Source organism: Geobacillus sp. YF-1 (genome assembly GCF_052692335.1).
Window position 1 is genome coordinate 523,607 of the sequence record NZ_CP199850.1, and the last position, 17,899, is coordinate 541,505.

Below are 17,899 nucleotides of genomic sequence, written 5' to 3' on the forward strand. Positions count from 1 at the left end.
GAACGGCCTTGTGGGGCCGCCTTGCCGGATTGACATAGCCGGTTTTTTCTTTTCTTCCGCACCAAGGGCTCATCAAACAGAGGGGAGGAGACGGAATGGGAATGGAATGGATCACTTGGGGATGGTTTGCATCGGCGGCCGTTGTCCTCATCAGTGCGCTGATCTGGCTGTTCCCGCGTGTGCCGGAGCGATACGTGCATGTTCATGCTTGGCTCTTGCTTCTGCCGGGGGCTGTCGCGCTGATCGGGTGGATCGGCGCTGGGACGGTGGATATCGGCCGCTTTCGGTTTGATGCCGTCAGTTGGCTGTCCGGCGTGTATGTTTCTTTGTTGAGTTGGGCGATCCAACGGTTTTCGATTCGCTATTTGCATGGAGATCGCCGCTATCGGTGGTATTTCTCGCTTTTGACGTGGACGACGGTGGCCGCTTCGCTCACGTGGGCCGCTCATGACTTGCGGTGGATCGCCGCGTGCTGGGGGTTGCCGCTCGTGGGGCTTGTGGCGTTGACGGCGTTGAAAAAAGAATGGAGTCCGGTTCCGTTCGTCGTTCGGCAAATGGGGCTAATGTTTGGCGCGAGTTGGCTCGCTTTGATCATTGTGGCTGTCTGGCTTGGGGTCGACAGCGGGGAATGGACGTTGACCGCTGCGTTATCCGCCGAGCGGATCGCCCACTTGGAAGCTTGGGAACGGGCGGTGTTCAACGGGTTGCTGTTGGCGGCGGCCATCATTCCGGCCGGCCAATGGCCGTTTCACCGCTGGCTAATGGAATCGGTCGTGACACCGACGCCTGTGTCAGCTGTCATGCACGCCGGATTGGTGAATGCAGGTGGTTTGTTGCTCGGGCGCTTTGCCCCGCTCTTTACCGACACGTGGGCGCATGTTTTGCTCTTTTTGCTTGCCTTTGTCTCGATTTTGATCGGCACAGGCATCAGCTTTGTTCATGTCGACTACAAGCGGCAATTGGTCGGTTCGACGATGGCGCAAATGGGGATGATGCTTGTGCAATGCGCTCTTGGCGCTTACGGGGCGGCGGTGGTGCACTTAGTGCTGCACGGATTGTTCAAAGCTACGCTCTTTTTGCAGTCCGGTTCGGTCGTGCCGCGAGTGGGCCGGGCGGGAGAACGGGTCACGGCCGGTTCGTGGCGCGGAGGAATGGTTGTCGGGCTGGTGCTCGGTGCGGTCTTTTGGCAAGCGGCTCCGCATGAGCCGGCCCGGTTGTTGAGTTCGGTGCTGCTGGCGGCGTCGGCGGCAGTGGCTTGGGGGAGGCTGGCAGATTTTCGCGAAGGGCGGTGGCTCGGTTTAACGGCGGTTGTCGGGCTGGCGTTATTGTCCGAAACGGTGCGCGCTCAATTGTTGCGATTGGTCGATCTGCGAATGTCATCCGCCTTTTTGCCGCCTTCTTCGTTTGAATGGGGCGTTTGCCTTTTGTTTGCCTTGGCTGCCTTGGCAGCGGTTTGGACGGCGAAGCACCGCCACTCTCCGCTTGCCGTTCGTTTGTATATGCGGCTCGTGCATTGGGGGGAACCGCGCCCAGCGGCGACTGAAGCCCACCCGCGTTATCTCGCATCCTATTTAGAGGAGGGGATGGCCCATGAGTAAAACCGTTGTTTCCGCCGGGCGGACATCGGCTGAACGGAAAAAAGACGTCCGTCCGCTCACTTCCCTCATCAGTGAGGCGGCCAAGGTCATTGCCCCGCTTTGGCCGATTTCGGCGTTTATCGCCCGCCATCCATGGATGGGGCTGGAGGAGGAGCCGTTTGTCCATGTCGCGGATCGGCTGCAGGAAATGCACGGCATTGACCTGTATCCGCCGATGGCTGTTTTCCATGCCGCTTTGGCCAAAGGCGACATTGATCTTGCGTTTGTCGAGCGGCGGCTACAGCGGTGGCTCGACGCCACCGCGCTTCCGGCTCCTCGCCACGAAGCGGAGCGGTTATGCCGCGCCCTTCTTTGGAACGATGCGCTGCCGGACGGAGCGCTTCCGGATGTGGAGCTGGAGTCGTTGGTGCCGCGCCGCCGTTGTGTTTTTCCCGTGTCTGCCCGCCTTCAGTTGACCCAGCGGCTTGACCAGCAAACGGCCAAATGGTGCAAGCTGTTTTATGACCGCGGTGAGGCGGTGTGGGCGTTGCCGCATCGCGAGCAAGGCTTTTATGCGGCTTGGCGGCGCTTGGCGCCCGAAGACCCCTCGCTGTCGAAGGACGAGAGAAAGCGGATTTGCGAGTGGCCGGAGCGCGCTGAAGAGGCGTTGCAGCAGGCGCTGAACAAGCTTGGCGTGCGGACGGAAGACGTGCAAGCGTATTTGGAAGCCCATTTGTTGGCGCTGCCGGGATGGGCGGGCATGGTCTTGTGGCAATCGCGCCGCAGTGGGGACGAAATCGGTGGGCTGCTTGATTATTTGGCTGTCCGTTTGTCGCTTGAATGGGTGTTCGCTGCTTTGCATGTGCCGCTTGAGGAGGAAGAAAAGAAAGAAGACCGCGCGGCGGCGTTCCTCTTGGCGGCTTGGATTCAGTGGGGCGGGATGACGCTTGACGAATGGCAGCGTTTGCCGCTTTCAGACCGCCAAGCCCGCTTGATGTTCGTTGACCGGTTTTGGCGGATTGACCGCCGTCATCTCTGGCTCGGGGCATGGGAGGATACGTATGAAGCGAAGTTGAAAGAGGCGATTCGCCCCGTTCGTCCGGACGACGCGAGCCAAGAGCAGGCGGCCGCGCAGCTACTGTTTTGCATCGATGTCCGCTCCGAGCCGTTCCGCCGTCAGATCGAAGCGGCAGGGCCGTTTGAAACGTATGGTTGCGCTGGCTTTTTCGGCTTGCCGATTCAAACGCGCGTTTTGGACGGTCATGATGCCCATCCATCTTGTCCGGCGATTGTGGCGCCGCAGCATGAAATCAAGGAAACCGCTGCTCCCGAAGTTGCCGAGCCGTATCGTCGCCGGCGCGATCTCGTCCGTTTTGTTGGCCGCACGTTCAAAAAAGTGAAGCAGCACTTGCTGGCCAGTTTGCTTCTTCCGGAAATGAGCGGGCCTTGGCTCGGCTTGCATACGCTCGCTCGCAGCGCGGCGCCGGCTTGGGCGGGAAGCGCCGTGCATGAAGCGTCCGCCGCGGCGGAGCAAAAACCGAAGACGACGCTGTCGCTGGATTGCCAAGGGCATGACGAAACGACCGGCTTGCCGATCGGGTTGACAAAAGAAGAGCAAGCGCAGTACGTAAAACAACTCCTCGTCAATATTGGGTTGACGTCCTCGTTTGCTCCGCTTGTCGTCGTCTGCGGTCATGAGAGCGAAACGGCCAACAATCCGTACGCTTCTGCGCTAGATTGCGGAGCGTGCGGCGGCGCCGCTGGGGCGTTCAACGCCCGTGTGTTTGCGGCGCTGGCCAATTTGCCGCACGTGCGCGCGCAGTTGGAAAAAGAAGGGATTGTCATCCCGGATGAGACGGTATTTATTGCGGCCGAACATATTACGACCGTTGATGAATTGCAGTGGGTGGAAGTGCCGCCGTTATCGGGGGCAGCCGCGCAGGCGTTTGAACGATTGCAGCAGGCGTTACGTGAAGCCGGTCGCCGAGCGAACGAAGAACGGATGGCAAAGCTCCCGCATGTCGGCCGCCTGCCGCGCGATCCGGTTGCTGAAGCGCGGCGGCGCGCGGTGGACTGGAGCGAAATCCGCCCGGAATGGGGGTTGGCGGGCAACGCCGCTTTCTTGATTGGCCGCCGGGCGTTGACGAAGGGAGCTCATTTGGACGGACGAGTGTTTTTGCACAGTTACGATTGGCGCGAGGATCCAAGCGGTGAGGCGCTCGCCGGCATCATTGCCGGACCGGCGACGGTCGGGCAGTGGATCAACTTGCAATATTACGCCTCCACCGTTGCGCCGCATTATTACGGAAGCGGCGACAAAACGACGCAGACGGTGACCGGCGGCATCGGGGTGATGCAAGGAAACGGCAGCGACTTGCTCGCTGGCTTGCCATGGCAGTCGGTGGCCGTTTCTGACGGCGAGTGGTTCCACGCGCCGCTAAGGCTGCTTGTCATCATTGAAGCGCCGTCCTCGTCTATCGAGCGCCTGCTCGATACAGACGAAGCGTTTCGCCGCAAAGTGCAAAACGGTTGGCTTCGGCTTGCCTCGATCGATCCTGACAGCGGGGAGTGGCTGAACTGGGAAGCAACCCATCCCTGCATTTGAACGGGATCGTTGAGCAAGCATCATCGGCCGCTTGGGGATGACCCAAAAGGCGATCTCCCCTCAAGAAAGACACAGCATCTAGTGTGGAGGGGCGGTTAGTGTCTATATGTAGCGATGAGAGAGGGTGTCCCGCTCCGTTTGGGACACCCTCAGCCGTTTTTTCGCTTGCTGCCAAACGCAGCAGGGAAAAGCGAAGCGGGTGGCGAACATGGATCATGACGGATGTCAGCGCGAAAGGAGGAAAACTCGTGAAAACGCAATTTATCGCTGGCCATGCGCGACTGCCGGCCGGAATGGCGGCCAAAAGCTTGTATGATACGCTGACGATTACGGCGGAAATTGATAAAAAGTATGGGGTGATCGTCGAAGCATCGTGCACGCTCGCCACCGAACATGGACGTGATTATATCGCGCGGATGCTGCGTGGCCATTCGCTTCGTGAGGGCATTGATGAGCTGTTGGCCGAGCTCGATGAGGGATATTTGGGCAAGGCGCATTCCGCTCTTTGCGCGGCGTTGAAAGACTTGTATAAACAATATTGCAAAATGGACGAGTAAAATCAGGAAGCGGCTGTTCCCCGTCCGCCGATGGAGAACAGCCGCGTTTTTGGGCGCGCGGGCACCGTCCGTTCAGCTCTCAGCGGGCCGCCATGCCGGCAACGTTTTGCGCAGCGGTTTGTCTTGGCGGTAGCCAAGCACGTATTCCGCCTGCATGATCGTATGGATTTCCCGCGTTCCTTCGTAAATGACCGGCGCTTTCGAGTTGCGCAAGTAGCGCTCGACCGGGTATTCGTTCGAATAGCCGTAGGCGCCGTGGATTTGCACGGCGTCATCGGCCGCTTGATTGGCATAGTCGCAGGCGACCCATTTGGCGAGCGAGGTTTCTCGCGTGCAGCGCCGGCCTTCGTTTTTGAGAAAGCCGACTTTGTAAACGAGCAGGCGGCTGATTTGCAACCCGGCTTCCATGCGGGCGATCATTTGTTGAACGAGCTGATGGCGGCCGATTTCTTTGCCGAATGTTTTTCGCTCATGGCAGTATTTCACGCTCGCCTCAAGACATGCCATAATAAGGCCAACCGCGCCGGCGGCAACGGTGAAGCGGCCGTTGTCAAGCGCAGACATGGCGATTTTGAATCCTTCGCCTTCCTCACCGAGCAAGTTTTCTTTCGGGACGCGGACGTTGTCAAAAAACAGTTCGCCCGTGTTGCCGGAACGGATGCCGAGCTTCCCTTTGATCGGCTGCGAGGAAAAGCCCGGCATCGTCCGCTCGACAATGAAGGCGGAAATGCCGCGATGTTTTTTAGTTTTGTCGGTGTAAGCAAACACGAGGAAATGATCTGCGATATCGGCGAGAGAAATCCACGTTTTTTGTCCGTTTAAAATGTAATCATCGCCGTCGCGAACGGCCGTCGTTTGGATGGAGGCGACGTCCGATCCGGCGTTCGGTTCGGTGAGTCCAAAGGCGCCAATTTTTTCCCCGCGCGCTTGCGGGACGAGGTATTTTCGCTTTTGTTCTTCCGTGCCCCACTGCAGCAAAGTTAAGCTGTTCAGCCCCGTGTGGACGGAGACGGCGGTGCGGAAGGCGGTGTCGCCGCGTTCGAGTTCTTCGCAGACGATAGCGAGCGAGTTGTAATCCATGCCCATGCCGCCGTACTCTTCCGGAATGCAGACGCCCATTAAGTTCAGTTCGGCGAGCCGTTTGAAGATGGCGCGGTCAAATTCGCCGCGTTCATCCCATTCCTTAATATGCGGCATAATCTCGCGGTCGACGAATTTGCGCACCGTTTGCCGAAGCATGTCTTGTTCAGGTGTAAAATCAAAGTTCATCATCTATGGATCCCCTTTCTGTCCGATTGGTTTGAATTCGATCATCAGTTGCGGCGGTTGTTTCGCCTTCATATTCCGGCCGCTTTTCCCACGCCTTGGCGGCTTCGTCGTTATGCTCGCCGGGAAGGGGCGGAGGGAGCCGGTACGACACCGGCGTGTCAGAAAGTTTCAGCGGACTGGCGACCAGCTTCAAGGAACCGATGAGCGGGTGATGCATCGCCACCGTCATTTCCCGGGCGGCGGTTTGCGGATGGCTGAACAGTTCGTCAAGCGTCTGCACCGGCCCGCACGGAATGCCTTTTTCGGCGAGCAGCCGCTGCCATTCGGCTCGCGGTCGTTGCTTGATCTCGGCGTTCAGCCGCCGATTGAGCTCGTCGCGATGGGCGACGCGGCCGGCGTTCGTCTGAAAGCGCGGGTCGGTCCCGAGAGCGCGGTCGGACAAAAGCGAACAGAGCGCTTGAAATTGCCGATCGTTGCCGACGGCGATGACGATCGGCCCGTCGCTGGCCTCATAAGTAGAGTAAGGGACGATGTTAGGATGTTCATTGCCAAGCGGCTTCGGAACCGCGCCGGACAATAAATAGTTGGCGGCGACGTTCACGAGCGCGCTGACCGCGCAGTCGAATAGCGCCAGATCAATTTTTTGTCCGCGTCCCGTTTTTTCTCTAGCGAACAGCGCTGCTTCGATCGCGATGGCAGCGTACAAGCCGGTGAACACGTCCGTGACGGCGACCCCGACTTTGAGCGGGCCGGTTTCCTCGGTGCCGTTAATGCTCATCCACCCGCTCATCGCTTGAATGATGTAGTCATAGCCGGCCAATGCGGCGAGCGGGCCGGTCTCGCCAAATCCGGTGATGGAACAATAAATGAGACGCGGGTTGAGGCGCGATAAGTCGTCATAGCCGAGTCCCCACCGTTCCATCGTTCCGGTTTTGAAATTGTGAATGAGAACGTCGGCTCCCCCAGCGAGGCGGCGAATCGCTTCCCGGCCTTTTTCCGATTTTAAATCAACCGTCATGCTTCGCTTATTCCGGTTGATCGCCGTGTAGTAGGCGCTCATGCCGTTTTGAAACGGCGGTCCCCAAAACCGAGTGTCATCCGAGCCGCCTGGCGCTTCGACTTTGATGACATCGGCGCCTAAATCGCCTAAAATCATCGTCGCATACGGACCGGCCAAGACGCGTGACAAGTCGAGCACGCGCACGCCATCTAGCGCTCCTAGCATGGCATTTCCCTCCCTTCCGCGTTCATGGAAAAAGCCGGTTCCTATGCAGTCGTTTGGATAGGAACCGGCTGGAACGGACTGAGAAGACACCCCGGCATAGGGTGGCGTCAGGCCGCACAGTTCTTTGCGAATCGGTCTAGGAGGCTGGTGATTTAATCCTAGATCCCTCTTTGCCATCTCATTTCTCAACTAGAAAAACCTTGTTGCATCGATCCTGTTTTTCGAGCGTTCCCGATTGATGAGGGGAACTGGCGGTTTTTCACCGTCCTCCTAGGAGGACGGTGAAAATCACCATCTTCGTTCGACTTGTCGGAAATTACAAGGAATAAAATGATGGTGTTGCAAGGTTTTTCAATTTGATAAACAACGTTGGACAGCAGTATTTCCCCTTAAATCACCGGCCTTCTAGGTCAGAGAGCGATCGGTGCTGCCGATGGGGGCAGCCCGCGGCGAAAAACGGACCGTCTGCGCCGTCTGATCTGCACAGGCGGCTGTGCCGGCAGGAGACGGCTAGTTATTTTTATTATAAATTTTCGTTTGTCAATTGTAAATATTCAGATAGAAAAAGGGCCGGGCGGCGTTTGTTCAAAGGTTAGGCGGGACCAAGGCGGTTTTTGCGTCCCCGTTACGGGCGTTGGTTCATGGCGGGACTAGCCCGCTACGTGCCCTAGAAGGCCGGTGAAAAACCGCTGTCGCATACCAATCAACGGCATTTTCATTCAAAAAAGAAAGCTGATTCTGCAAAGTTTCTCTAATTGAGAAATGGGTGGAATCAGCAACATTTTACACGAAATCACCGGCCTCCCAGAAGAAGCGGAAAAGCGTTGTGATCGGAGACAGGAGGAAAGGGGGCGAGCGCCGTTTGGCTCTTTTCTTGAAAGGGAAAAAAATTTCTTCTATCCTAAAAGCGTAACCGTTTCGGTGAGACAAGCTGGGCGGTGTCGTCTTCCCTTTGAACGAACCGAGCGCCCGCTTTCCCGACCATCGGGCTTTCGAGGCGCTCAAGGGAAAAGAAGTGAAGCGTCTGGGACAATTGAAGGCAACCGCGAGAAAAGCGCGAATATACTTGGTAAGGAAGGGGAATCGATGCTGCAAAGGAAGTGATGGGTCGATGTTTCATGTGTTAGTGACGACAGACGCCAATTACCTTCCACCGCTAAAGGTGTTGATGCATTCGTTGTTTTGCAACAATCAGCGCCCGTTTACGTTTTACTTGCTTTATTCACGCATTGCCGAACAAGACCTAGAAGCGCTCGGGGAATTCGTTCGCAGACAAGGGCATAAGCTTGTATCGATCTATGTGGACCCGCAACTGTTTTGTGATGCGCCTGTGTTCCGCCACTACACGGTTGAGATGTACTACCGATTGGCAGCCCATTTATTTTTGCCTCCGCATGTTGAACGCGTCTTATACCTTGATCCGGATATTGTGGCGATCAATCCGATCGATGAGCTGTACGAGATGGACTTTGAAGGGAATTTATTCATTGCCGCTGAACACACCCATTCGACCAAAGTGGCGAATTTATTCAATAAGCTGCGGCTGAAAACGCCGAACGCCAAGGGGTATTTCAATACGGGCGTGATGATGATGAACGTGGAGTTGATGCGCACGCACGTTCATCTTGCCGACATTTATCAATTTATCCGCGATCACCGCTTTAAGCTCGTCCTGCCCGATCAGGATGTAGTGAACGGGCTGTATTGGGACAAAATTAAGCCGGTCGACGGCTATCGTTACAATTACGATGCGCGTTATTACGATTTTTTGCAGCTGTTGCCCAACCCGAAACACGATTTAGCTTGGATTGAGGAAAACACCGTTTTTATCCATTATTGCGGGAAAGAAAAACCGTGGAAAGACCATTATAAAGGGGAGCTCGGACGGTTTTATAAACGGTACAGCCAAGTGCTGGAGCTCGAGGGCGAAGCGACAGTGTAAGGAATGGGGAGACAAAGGTGTCCCGTTGCGGCGGGACACCTTCGTTGTTACCGTTTGCGCTCTTGGCGGCGGATGCCAGCGGCCGCCGCGCGCGCTTGCGCTTCGAGATCTTCATGGTCAGCAAACTCTTGCGAATATTCCACGTCAATGCCGTCAGATTTCAGCTGTTTTGGCACTTGCGGCAAAGTCGCTTTGTTTTTGTCGCGCGTTCGTTGTCCGCGAGAACGGCCCATTCCCCATGCCCCCTTGCTGAAAGATGTGAATCGTACGATTCATCGATTAGGATGGCTTGAACGGGGCAAAGGTATAAATGGTAATCCTATCTAAGAGGCTGGTGATTTCATCGTGGATATGCCTTTACAATGTTAGTTCTCAATTAGAAAAACCTCGTTGTATCGGTCCTTTTTTCCGCGCATTCTCCCATTGATGAAGGGGATCAGCCGTTTTTCACCAGCCTTCTCAGTGCGGGCTGAATGGTCAAAGCTAAGGGCGGCTTTTTAGTGGCGAGCTTTTTTCGCTGTATAGCCGCCCGCTTGGTCCGCCAGTTTGAAATCGCGGGCATAGCTGACTTCTTGCGCGCTTGTTAGCGTATGTTTCGCTTTTTCGCGTTTTCGTTTTTCCGCCATCGCTTGTTCCCTCGCTTTTCATCGATCGTTTGTTGATTTTCATTTTGGACGAATTCTTCCGTTTTTATGCATAAAAAAGAATGTCCGGACGGACATCCTTGTTTGACTGCTCCGATCGGCGCGCCTACGCTTCCTTTCGTTTCCCCTCTTCGGCGGCGAAGGAGGGATGGCGCATCGTATAGAGCGTGTAGTTGTCTTTCGTAATTTCATACAAATCGTACACGTCCGCACCGATTTGTTCAAGCAGCGGCCGCCGCGTTTCGTTGGCGGGCGTGATGTAGGGCAGTTTTTCAGCCGCTTTGATCGAACGGACGTTAGCTTTGCGGATGCGCAAAAACACCGTTTCAATCGACAGCTCATAAAACAGTTCATGGAAAAACGCTTCTTTCGCGCGGCGATTGTAGCCGAGCCCATGATACGGTTTGCCGAGCCACGTGCCTAAAAAGCCGGTGCCATTCTCGATGTCAAACAAACTGATCGTGCCGATCGGGTTGCCCCATTCGTCCAAAATCGTGCGCGAAATCAGTTCGCCGCGTTCTTCCGCCTCGATGAGCTGTTTGGTCATAAACAAAAACTCTTCGTACGAGCGGGCTTTCTGGCGCACGAAAGGGAAGACGTCCGGGTGCACCATCAGCTCGTACAGCGCATGGCAGTCTTGCAGCTCGCGTTTTTTCAACATGGCCAATCCCTCCTTCGAGACGAGGGCAGCCTCCCAGCGGGACCCACCCTCGAAATTTTTTATCGAACGTTCATGAAAAAAATTTCGGGGTGGGAATCGAACCCACTAGAACCAGCGCGAGCGCTGGTGGCGCACCATTTGCCTTCCCCTTCTTCTAGTCCGTATGCGGTTATGAACGAAAACTGCCTTCAAGTCCCTTTTATCATACACGATCTGTGTGAAAAAGAGAATCGCTTTTTTGTTAATTTTGTTTGGATATTTTTTGTCGGTCTTGTTGTAACAGCAAATCAGCGAGACAATCTTCCAACGTTGGAAACGAAAAGCGAAATCCGGCTTGCAGCAGTTTTTCCGGAATGACGCGTTGCCCTTCTGTCACGAGCATGCTCATTTCGCCAAGGAGAAGGCGGAGTGCTGCCTCGGGGACCGGAAGCCAATGCGGGCGGCGCAGCAAACGGGAGACGGTGCGCCCAAACTCATTCATCGAGACCGGATGGGGCGCCGTGAAGTTGATCGGGCCGGATAGCGTTTCGTGTTTGATAAGATAAGAAACGGCGCGGACGACGTCGTCAAGGTGAATCCATGATAGCCATTGCCGGCCGCTGCCGATCGGGCCGCCGACGAACAGCCGATACGGTTTGACCATCATCGGCAAGGCGCCGCCATGTCGGGCCAGCACGACGCCCAAACGGGCATAGACCGTGCGGATGCCGAGCTGTTCGATCGGACGGGCCGCCGCTTCCCACGCTTGAACCGTTTTGGCGAGAAAATCTTGTCCATACTCGTTCGTTTGTTCCGTAAATGTTCCGGTGTCCGATGTCCCGTAAATGCCGATGGCGCTCGCGTTGATGAACACGTTCGGATGGCGGGGGAGGGAAGCGATATATCGGGCCATCGCGTCGGTTGCCTGCAAGCGGCTGGCGACAATCCGCTCTTTTTGTTTGGCGGTCCAACGTTTCCGGTTGAGCGGTTCACCGGCTAAATTGACGGCCACATTGATCGTGTCCGGCCTTCTTTTGTCATCGTCCAAGGAAAGATAATGAAGGCGGCCTTCCGAAGGACGGGGGGAGCGGGTAAAAATATAAACGTCATGCCCTTGTGCGGAAAAATGGCGGGCAAGCGCCCGGCCGATCAGTCCGGTTCCGCCGTTGATGGCGATGCGCATAGCGGTCTCTCCTTTCGCCAAACGATTTCTTTATTTACTATGTTCGTGCTGTGCGCGCCAATTCCTTTTTGTGATACGATAAAACGAGAGGAGAGATGGACAGGATGGGGACGATTATTGAAATCGCGCCCACGAAGGGAAACGGGGAACGGTTTTGGCTTGTCATTGACCGCGCCGAAGAGCCGCCGCTCAAGCTGACGGTCGACCAAGATGTGTTGCTCCAATTCCGGCTGAAAAAAGGGATGGCGGTCGATGAGGCGCTTTTGCGCGAGATCATTGCTGCCGATGGCGTAAAAAAGGCGTATCAGCAAGCGTTGTACTTTTTGGCGCGCCGGATGCGCTCCGAGCAGGAAATCATTCGCCATTTGCGCAAAAAGGGCGTTGCCGATGCGGTGGCGGAGCAGGTGCTCAACAAGCTTCGCGCCGAGCGGTATGTGGATGACGAGGCGTTTGCGCGGGCTTATGTATGCACGCAGAAAAAGGCGGCGAAAGGGCCGCTGCTCATTCGCGCCGAATTGGAGCGGCTTGGTGTACCGACTGATTTGATCGAGCAAAGTTTGGCCGAGTATTCGTGGGAGGAACAACTGCATGGCGCCCGCGCTCTTTTCGAAAAGGCCAAACGACAACGCCGGGCTGAATCGGCCCGCGCGTTTTCCGAGCGGGTTCGACAGCAGCTTGGGCGCAAAGGATTTCCTCATGAAGTGATTGCGGCGGTGCTGGAGGAAGGGAGTGGGCAAACGGACGAGCAGGAGTGGGAGGCGCTTGTCGTTCAAGCAGAAAAAGCGCACCGTCGCTATGCGCAGCACCCGCGCCCGCTGTACGAGCAAAAAATGCGCCAGGCCCTGTATCGCAAAGGGTTTTCCCTCCCTCTCATCGACGAATGGCTGCGATCTCGCGATGGCTGACGTTAGTCACCGCCGGCGCTCGGTCGAACGTCCGGGAGCGCCGGGGCGTAGCCATCGCGTCGCGAAGCCGTCCGGATTCATCCGATCGACCATCAAGGTGGGTGAAAAAACGCCGTTTGCCTTGATCGATGATGGAACGCGTGAACATCGAGGCTGATGCAGCAAGTGTTTTGGCTCTTCACCAAAAGTTGTCCTTGATTTGTTCGTCACGTACCTTAACTTATGCCACCAAGAAAGAACAGGAAACGAATCATGTTTTGCATACACTTATGCAAAGAAGTGAACCGTCTGCCAAGTACATGTTGTGGTGAGGAGCCAGTTTTTCTCCTTGAGAGCCGATGCCGAGAAGGGGTTGCGCGAGCCAATCCTCAGCCTCCACCGACAACGCGATTTCGCAGGCTGCAAGGGCAAAAAGAAAGGGGGAACTTCCGATGATAAACGAAGGAGCCAAGCGGTACAGCGAAATGACGAAAGAAGAATTGCAACAAGAAATCGCCGTGCTGGCCGAAAAGGCGCGCAAGGCAGAGCAAATGGGCATGGTGAACGAATATGCCGTCTATGAGCGGAAAATCGCCATGGCAAGAGCGTATATGCTCAATCCGGCTGATTTTCGCCCGGGCGAGATTTACGAAATCGAAGGGGCGCCCGGCGAGTATTTCAAAGTGCGTTATTTAAAAGGGGTGTTTGCTTGGGGATGGCGATTGAAAGGAACCGGTGAAGAGGAGGCGCTCCCGATTTCGCTTTTGCGCCGACCGGTGAGAGAGGAGAACTAGGAAAAAGGGGCGTCCGCATGAAACGGAACCGCCCCTTTTGGCTAGGACTGCTTGCGCGTCTGCCGCTCCAAAATGATGAGGTCGAGCGTTTGTTGCGTTTCCCCGTTGACTTGCGAGTGGGCATGTTTCGGATTGGCCCACGGCTGTTGGAACGGATTGGAGTAAAGGTGATCGTAAAACGGTTTGTGCCGATGGCGACCCATGGCTGTTCACCTCGCTGCCGGAATGTGCCGGGGAGGGCGGTGGGCCGCACCGTGCCCCGGTGTGGCTGTTAGAAAAAGTCGCTTCGCTCTCCCGAGGCGCGCATCCGTTCCTGCGGGTGGGTGTTGGTTGTGCCGTCAGCCCGCTTCGATGCATATTCGGCTTTGGCGCGCGGCTCGCCTTCGAGCTTGTTGTTGTTTTGGTTTGGGAAATGGCGCTCTTTATTCCGCACGGCACATTCCCTCCTTTATGGCGTGCCCGTGTTGGGTGGCCAACACGGTATTTTTAGTATGGGACGCCGTGCGGTGCTTATGTGCGAAAATGACTGGACGGCCATCCATCAGTTGTTAGGGCAATACGATCATTTGTTCTGCTGGCGATCCGGCGACCGTCCGAACGGCCTCCATCAGTTGTTGGGGGCCAACTCCAGTTTTTTGCGCCGCCACGTTGGCACGGTAATGATGTCAGTGGCACCATTCACCGCGGCGCGGACGAGCTGTTGGCGGAAGCGGAACCCGTAGTAGATGACCATGAGTCCGTAAACGGCGAGGAAGGTGTAGCCGGGATGGGCGCCGAGAAACAGGCCGCCGATGCCGGCGAAATCGTTTCATGCGTTTGGTTTGGCAGCCGAGGGGCGCTTTGGCCAACGAAAAAGGCCGATGCCCGAACGGGAGATCTGCTGTTTCGGGTCGGCCTTTTTTGCCGCGCTTGATGGAATGGACGTTACTCCTTGCTTCCAAGCTGTTGGCCGATGGCTTTCAGCGCGGACAGGCCAAACCGGATTGCCCGGTTCGTGTCTGGATCGTTGAGCGCTCGCAACAAGTCAAGCAGCCCAATTTTTTTCGTCTCCGTCTCTGTCTGTTCGTACGCGTCCATCACGCCAGCGGCAAGTTGTCCGAGCAGTTTGGCTGTCTTTTCCGGGTCGAGAGAAGCGGCCAAACCAGCGATGGAGAACAGATGGTTGATCATCGTTGTCACCGGTTTTTGATTGAGCTGGCCAACGACGATTTTGGCTACGTCTTCCCGCGCTTTCAATAAGGCGTTGGCTGCTTCGAGCAAGCCGCTTTCGTGAAGCTGCTCGATGAACGCCAAGAGCTCGCGGACCGCCTCTTCGCTGTCGCCGACCGCCGCTTTCAGTTTGGCCAAAGCTTCGGCCCGTTTTTCTTCCTCGGTCAGTTGACGCTTCTGAATGGTGGTAATCGGTTTAGCCACCGATTTTCACCCCCTTGGTTTCCTCGGTGAGCGGCACGTAATCGCGGCGCCGCCATTTCCGTTCAACTTCCACCCCGTTTTGCGGATGACGCTGTTTAAAGCGCGGGTTTGTGCGCGGCAGCGGCGTCCTGCCGGATCGTTCAATCACTTCCATACGCACGCGCGCTTGTTTGTAGGCCGGCGTGTTCGTGCGATGGTCGGTCTGCGGGCCGGTCAACATATTAATGGCGCTCTCATTGGCGGTGGAGTGCATCGGCAAGAACAGTTCATTGCCTCTGACCCGATCGGTGACAAGCACGCGCACGTTGACGCGGCCGTACGGCGAGATGAGCCGGACGAGCGCCCCGTCCTCAATGCCGCGCTCGTTGGCGAGTTCCGGCGACACTTCGACGAACACTTCCGGGAATTTGTGCTCGATGCCTTTGGATTTATACGTTAAATTCCCTTCATGGAAGTGTTCCAGCAGCCGGCCGTTGTTGACGAGCAAATCGTATTCTTCCGGGTATGGCACCGGTTCGACCCAATCGGCCAGCGCAAAGCGGGCTTTGCCGTCCGGGAAGTTGAACCGCTCTTTGTACAAAAGCGGGGTATCCGCGCCGTCATAGCTGCCCCAACATAAGCTGTTCCAGCCCTCGAGCCGGTCGTAATGCGCCTGCGAATAGAGCGGGGCGAGGCTGGCGATTTCGTCCATGATTTCTTTCGGACCGGCGTAATTCCAGTCGGCGCCAAGCCGTTTGGCAATTTCTTGAATGATCCACCAGTCTGGCTTGGAGTCGCCAAGCGGCTCGAGCGCTTGGTAAAACCGTTGGATGCGGCGCTCGGTGTTCGTGAATGTTCCTTCTTTTTCCAAACTTGGCGCGGCCGGCAAGATGACATCGGCAAATTGCGCCGTTTTGGACAAGAAAATGTCTTGAACGACGACAAAGTCGAGCTTCGCCAACGTCTCTTGCACGTGGCTGGCGTTGCAGTCAACAAGCGCCATATCTTCGCCGACGATATACATCGCTTTCAGCTCGCCGCGCTCGGCCGCTTCAAGCATTTGGATGTTGTCAAGCCCTGGTTTCGCATCGATGCGGACGCCGTACGCTTTTTCAAACTTCGCCCGCGCCTCATCATCGGTGACATGTTGGTAGCCAGGCAGCCAGGCAGGAAGCGAGCCCATGTCGCAGGCGCCTTGCACATTGTTATGGCCGCGCAATGGGAACGCGCCCGCCCCCGGACGGCCGTAGTTGCCGGTTGTAAGCAGCAAGTTGGAAATCGCCGCCGATGTGTCGCTGCCGCCCGTGTTTTGCGTCACGCCCATGCCCCAGAGGACGCACGTGCCGTCCGCTTCGTGAATCATTTCGGCGATGCGGATGAGATCGGCTTTGGCGACGCCGGTGACTTGTTCGGCATAGTCGAGCGTATAGTTTTCAAGCAGTTGCCTAAATTCAGCAAAGAAATGGACGCGCTCGCGAATGAACGCTTCATCGTGCCAGCCTTGGTCGATGATGTATTTGGTCACGGCCATCAGCCATACTTGGTCGGTGCCTTGTTTCGGACGGATGAACAAATCGGCCCGCTCGGCCATTTCGTTGCGGCGCAAGTCGGCGACGATCAGTTTTTGCCCAAACAGTTTATGCGCCCGTTTGACGCGGGTCGCAATCACCGGGTGCCCCTCGGCAGGGTTGGCGCCGATGATGATGACCAAGCCGGCGGAAGCGATGTCATGAATCGTGCCGGAGTCGCCGCCCATCCCGACCGTGCGGAACAGGCCGTCCGTCGCCGGCGACTGGCAATAGCGCGAACAGTTGTCGACGTTGTTCGTTTCAAATACTTGCCGCGCCAACTTTTGCATTAAATAGTTTTCCTCGTTGGAAATTTTCGAGGAGGAAATAAAGCCAATGGCATTGCCGCCGTATTGTTGCTTAATGGCGCCAAGCTTTTCAGCCACTAGATCGAGCGCTTCTTCCCACGTCGACTCGACGAACACGTCGCCTTTGCGGATGAGCGGCTTCGTCAGGCGCTCTTCGCTGTTGACAAAATCCCAGCCGAATTTTCCTTTGACGCATGTGGAAATCGCGTTGACCGGCGCTTCGGAAACCGGCTGGATTTTTAAAATCTTGCGCCCTTTCGTCCACACTTCAAACGAACAGCCGACGCCGCAGAACGTGCAAACCGTTTTCGTCTTTTTGATCCGCTGTTCGCGCATGGCGGCCTCGATTTCAGAAATGGCGAAAATGCTCGTATAGTTTGGCTCGACTTCTTTGACAAAATCGATCATCGGGTTGAGGACGTCTTTGTCCAAGCCGGTGAGAAAGCCCGCTTCGCCAAGCATCGATTTTTCCATTAAGGCGTTGCACGGGCAGACGGTGACGCAATGCCCGCAGCTGACGCATGACGATTCGTTGATCGGCACGCCGCCATCCCAAACGACGCGCGGCCGTTCCGCTTCCCAGTCAATCGAGAGCGTTTCGTTCACTTGCAAGTTTTGGCAAGCCTCCACACACTGCCCGCAGGCGATGCATTGGTTCGGGTCATAGCGGTAGAACGGATGCGACATGTCCACCTCGGACGGGTCGACTTTCGGCCGGTACGGATATGTTTGATGTTCGATTTGCATCATTTCCGCTGTGTTGTGCAGCTTGCAGTTGCCGTTGTTGTTGTCGCACACCGTACAGTAGAGGAGATGGTTCTCCAACAGGCGGTCCATCGCTTCTTTTTGCGCCGCCTTTGCCCGCGGCGAGCCGAGCTCGACGACCATGCCGTCCGCAACCGGCGTCGAACAGGCGCGAAGAAGCGTGCCGTTGATCTCGGCAATGCATGTGTCGCACGTTTGAATGGCGCCAAGCTCCGGCGTGTAACAAACTTGCGGATGCCCAATGCCGTGTTCATTGGCGACGTCCAAAACGGTCATCCCTTGTTTGGCGCGATACGTGCGTCCGTTGATGGTCAATGTCACCATGGATGGTTCCATTCTCGCTCCCCCTTTTTCCAAAATAAAACTCCACCAACGATGCGTGCTTCATCGTGGTGGAGTAGTTCTTTAGCATGGCGATACTAAACAACCAATCCATCGTTTTGGCGACTTCGTAGAAAAATCACAAGGTCATGACCTTGCCTTATGATTTTTCCACTATGGATACATTTGCTATAGTTTATTATAGTACGGCAAAACGAAGAACAC

At 56.1% G+C, this 17,899-nt stretch carries 19 protein-coding genes; 9 read left to right on the forward strand and 10 right to left on the reverse strand.

What is annotated here, in order from left to right; all coding sequences use genetic code 11:
• The first annotated feature begins 95 nt into the window (after positions 1 to 95).
• From ACTVIM_RS02540 to ACTVIM_RS02550, 3 genes are all read left to right on the forward strand, one after another.
• Complete coding sequence (locus ACTVIM_RS02540; protein ID WP_445613551.1) at positions 96 to 1,598, forward strand: NADH dehydrogenase subunit 5; 1,503 nt, start codon at positions 96 to 98, stop codon at positions 1,596 to 1,598.
• On the forward strand, positions 1,591 to 4,182 hold the full coding sequence (locus ACTVIM_RS02545) for a DUF2309 domain-containing protein (RefSeq protein ID WP_445613552.1): 2,592 nt from the start codon (positions 1,591 to 1,593) through the stop codon (positions 4,180 to 4,182). The genes ACTVIM_RS02540 and ACTVIM_RS02545 overlap by 8 nt, the downstream gene beginning before the upstream one ends.
• A 248-nt stretch (positions 4,183 to 4,430) precedes the next feature.
• Entirely contained in the window at positions 4,431 to 4,739 is a 309-nt protein-coding gene (locus ACTVIM_RS02550; RefSeq protein WP_033020043.1) for a DUF3870 domain-containing protein, read from the forward strand.
• A gap of 72 nt (positions 4,740 to 4,811) precedes the next feature.
• Here the strand turns inward: ACTVIM_RS02550 and ACTVIM_RS02555 are convergent, their stop codons facing one another.
• Both ACTVIM_RS02555 and ACTVIM_RS02560 read right to left on the reverse strand, forming a co-directional pair.
• Positions 4,812 to 6,011 (reverse strand): acyl-CoA dehydrogenase family protein, encoded by a 1,200-nt coding sequence (locus ACTVIM_RS02555; protein ID WP_445613553.1) that lies wholly within the window; start codon positions 6,009 to 6,011, stop codon positions 4,812 to 4,814.
• Entirely contained in the window at positions 5,998 to 7,233 is a 1,236-nt protein-coding gene (locus tag ACTVIM_RS02560; protein ID WP_445613554.1) for a CaiB/BaiF CoA transferase family protein, read from the reverse strand. Before ACTVIM_RS02560 ends, ACTVIM_RS02555 begins: the two co-directional genes overlap by 14 nt.
• Before the next feature lie 1,111 nt (positions 7,234 to 8,344).
• Between ACTVIM_RS02560 and ACTVIM_RS02565 the strand changes: the two genes are divergently transcribed.
• On the forward strand, positions 8,345 to 9,175 hold the full coding sequence (locus tag ACTVIM_RS02565; protein WP_033844563.1) for a glycosyltransferase family 8 protein: 831 nt from the start codon (positions 8,345 to 8,347) through the stop codon (positions 9,173 to 9,175).
• 47 nt (positions 9,176 to 9,222) lie between these two features.
• Here ACTVIM_RS02565 and ACTVIM_RS02570 read toward each other — a convergent pair whose 3' ends face one another.
• The 4 genes from ACTVIM_RS02570 to ACTVIM_RS02585 form a co-directional block, all read right to left on the reverse strand.
• Positions 9,223 to 9,408 carry a YfhD family protein gene (locus ACTVIM_RS02570; protein WP_445613555.1) on the reverse strand — a complete coding sequence of 62 codons (186 nt, stop codon included), beginning with the start codon at positions 9,406 to 9,408 and terminating at the stop codon, positions 9,223 to 9,225.
• 264 nt (positions 9,409 to 9,672) lie between these two features.
• Entirely contained in the window at positions 9,673 to 9,801 is a 129-nt protein-coding gene (locus ACTVIM_RS02575; protein ID WP_081897257.1) for a YfhE family protein, read from the reverse strand.
• Between the two features lie 124 nt (positions 9,802 to 9,925).
• Positions 9,926 to 10,480, reverse strand: coding sequence for a GNAT family N-acetyltransferase (locus tag ACTVIM_RS02580; protein WP_033018873.1), 555 nt, complete (start codon positions 10,478 to 10,480; stop codon positions 9,926 to 9,928).
• Between the two features lie 241 nt (positions 10,481 to 10,721).
• Positions 10,722 to 11,642 (reverse strand): TIGR01777 family oxidoreductase, encoded by a 921-nt coding sequence (locus ACTVIM_RS02585; protein WP_445613556.1) that lies wholly within the window; start codon positions 11,640 to 11,642, stop codon positions 10,722 to 10,724.
• A gap of 104 nt (positions 11,643 to 11,746) precedes the next feature.
• On the opposite strand from ACTVIM_RS02585, the gene recX reads away from it, so the two are divergent.
• The 3 genes from recX to ACTVIM_RS02600 all read left to right on the forward strand — a co-directional run bounded on the left by recX (position 11,747) and on the right by ACTVIM_RS02600 (position 13,320).
• Positions 11,747 to 12,547: a recombination regulator RecX gene (gene recX / locus ACTVIM_RS02590; RefSeq protein WP_445613557.1), complete on the forward strand. Its 801-nt coding sequence runs from the start codon at positions 11,747 to 11,749 to the stop codon at positions 12,545 to 12,547.
• Positions 12,540 to 12,704, forward strand: a complete 165-nt coding sequence (locus tag ACTVIM_RS02595; RefSeq protein WP_324699271.1) for a hypothetical protein — start codon at positions 12,540 to 12,542, stop codon at positions 12,702 to 12,704. Before recX ends, ACTVIM_RS02595 begins: the two co-directional genes overlap by 8 nt.
• 274 nt (positions 12,705 to 12,978) lie before the next feature.
• Positions 12,979 to 13,320: a YfhH family protein gene (locus ACTVIM_RS02600; RefSeq protein WP_144972819.1), complete on the forward strand. Its 342-nt coding sequence runs from the start codon at positions 12,979 to 12,981 to the stop codon at positions 13,318 to 13,320.
• A gap of 41 nt (positions 13,321 to 13,361) precedes the next feature.
• Here ACTVIM_RS02600 and ACTVIM_RS02605 read toward each other — a convergent pair whose 3' ends face one another.
• Both ACTVIM_RS02605 and ACTVIM_RS02610 read right to left on the reverse strand, forming a co-directional pair.
• Positions 13,362 to 13,523 (reverse strand): YpzG family protein, encoded by a 162-nt coding sequence (locus ACTVIM_RS02605; RefSeq protein WP_081897256.1) that lies wholly within the window; start codon positions 13,521 to 13,523, stop codon positions 13,362 to 13,364.
• A gap of 68 nt (positions 13,524 to 13,591) precedes the next feature.
• Entirely contained in the window at positions 13,592 to 13,753 is a 162-nt protein-coding gene (locus tag ACTVIM_RS02610) for a small, acid-soluble spore protein K (protein WP_033018877.1), read from the reverse strand.
• 73 nt (positions 13,754 to 13,826) lie between these two features.
• On the opposite strand from ACTVIM_RS02610, the gene ACTVIM_RS02615 reads away from it, so the two are divergent.
• Together ACTVIM_RS02615 and ACTVIM_RS02620 are read left to right on the forward strand one after the other, a co-directional pair.
• The gene (locus ACTVIM_RS02615) at positions 13,827 to 14,042 is read left to right on the forward strand and encodes a hypothetical protein (protein ID WP_445613558.1); all 216 of its coding nucleotides are present in this window, start codon (positions 13,827 to 13,829) and stop codon (positions 14,040 to 14,042) included.
• 44 nt (positions 14,043 to 14,086) lie between these two features.
• Positions 14,087 to 14,233, forward strand: a complete 147-nt coding sequence (locus ACTVIM_RS02620; RefSeq protein ID WP_445613559.1) for a hypothetical protein — start codon at positions 14,087 to 14,089, stop codon at positions 14,231 to 14,233.
• Between the two features lie 11 nt (positions 14,234 to 14,244).
• Here ACTVIM_RS02620 and ACTVIM_RS02625 read toward each other — a convergent pair whose 3' ends face one another.
• Together ACTVIM_RS02625 and fdhF are read right to left on the reverse strand one after the other, a co-directional pair.
• On the reverse strand, positions 14,245 to 14,733 hold the full coding sequence (locus ACTVIM_RS02625) for a DUF1641 domain-containing protein (RefSeq protein ID WP_445613560.1): 489 nt from the start codon (positions 14,731 to 14,733) through the stop codon (positions 14,245 to 14,247).
• Complete coding sequence (gene fdhF / locus ACTVIM_RS02630) at positions 14,726 to 17,689, reverse strand: formate dehydrogenase subunit alpha (protein ID WP_445613561.1); 2,964 nt, start codon at positions 17,687 to 17,689, stop codon at positions 14,726 to 14,728. The genes ACTVIM_RS02625 and fdhF overlap by 8 nt, the downstream gene beginning before the upstream one ends.
• Positions 17,690 to 17,899 lie beyond the last annotated feature (210 nt).

Bases quoted from the DNA above. Each gene is read 5' to 3' on its own strand.
- ACTVIM_RS02595 (WP_324699271.1), top strand. From the start codon at position 12,540: ATGGCTGACGTTAGTCACCGCCGGCGCTCGGTCGAACGTCCGGGAGCG.
- ACTVIM_RS02575 (WP_081897257.1), bottom strand. From the start codon at position 9,801: ATGGCGGAAAAACGAAAACGCGAAAAAGCGAAACATACGCTAACAAGC.
- ACTVIM_RS02560 (WP_445613554.1), bottom strand. From the start codon at position 7,233: ATGCTAGGAGCGCTAGATGGCGTGCGCGTGCTCGACTTGTCACGCGTC.
- ACTVIM_RS02580 (WP_033018873.1), bottom strand. From the start codon at position 10,480: ATGTTGAAAAAACGCGAGCTGCAAGACTGCCATGCGCTGTACGAGCTG.
- fdhF (WP_445613561.1), bottom strand. From the start codon at position 17,689: ATGGAACCATCCATGGTGACATTGACCATCAACGGACGCACGTATCGC.
- ACTVIM_RS02620 (WP_445613559.1), top strand. From the start codon at position 14,087: ATGGGCGCCGAGAAACAGGCCGCCGATGCCGGCGAAATCGTTTCATGC.
- ACTVIM_RS02585 (WP_445613556.1), bottom strand. From the start codon at position 11,642: ATGCGCATCGCCATCAACGGCGGAACCGGACTGATCGGCCGGGCGCTT.
- recX (WP_445613557.1), top strand. From the start codon at position 11,747: ATGGGGACGATTATTGAAATCGCGCCCACGAAGGGAAACGGGGAACGG.
- ACTVIM_RS02555 (WP_445613553.1), bottom strand. From the start codon at position 6,011: ATGATGAACTTTGATTTTACACCTGAACAAGACATGCTTCGGCAAACG.
- ACTVIM_RS02570 (WP_445613555.1), bottom strand. From the start codon at position 9,408: ATGGGCCGTTCTCGCGGACAACGAACGCGCGACAAAAACAAAGCGACT.
- ACTVIM_RS02600 (WP_144972819.1), top strand. From the start codon at position 12,979: ATGATAAACGAAGGAGCCAAGCGGTACAGCGAAATGACGAAAGAAGAA.
- ACTVIM_RS02605 (WP_081897256.1), bottom strand. From the start codon at position 13,523: ATGGGTCGCCATCGGCACAAACCGTTTTACGATCACCTTTACTCCAAT.
- ACTVIM_RS02545 (WP_445613552.1), top strand. From the start codon at position 1,591: ATGAGTAAAACCGTTGTTTCCGCCGGGCGGACATCGGCTGAACGGAAA.
- ACTVIM_RS02540 (WP_445613551.1), top strand. From the start codon at position 96: ATGGGAATGGAATGGATCACTTGGGGATGGTTTGCATCGGCGGCCGTT.
- ACTVIM_RS02565 (WP_033844563.1), top strand. From the start codon at position 8,345: ATGTTTCATGTGTTAGTGACGACAGACGCCAATTACCTTCCACCGCTA.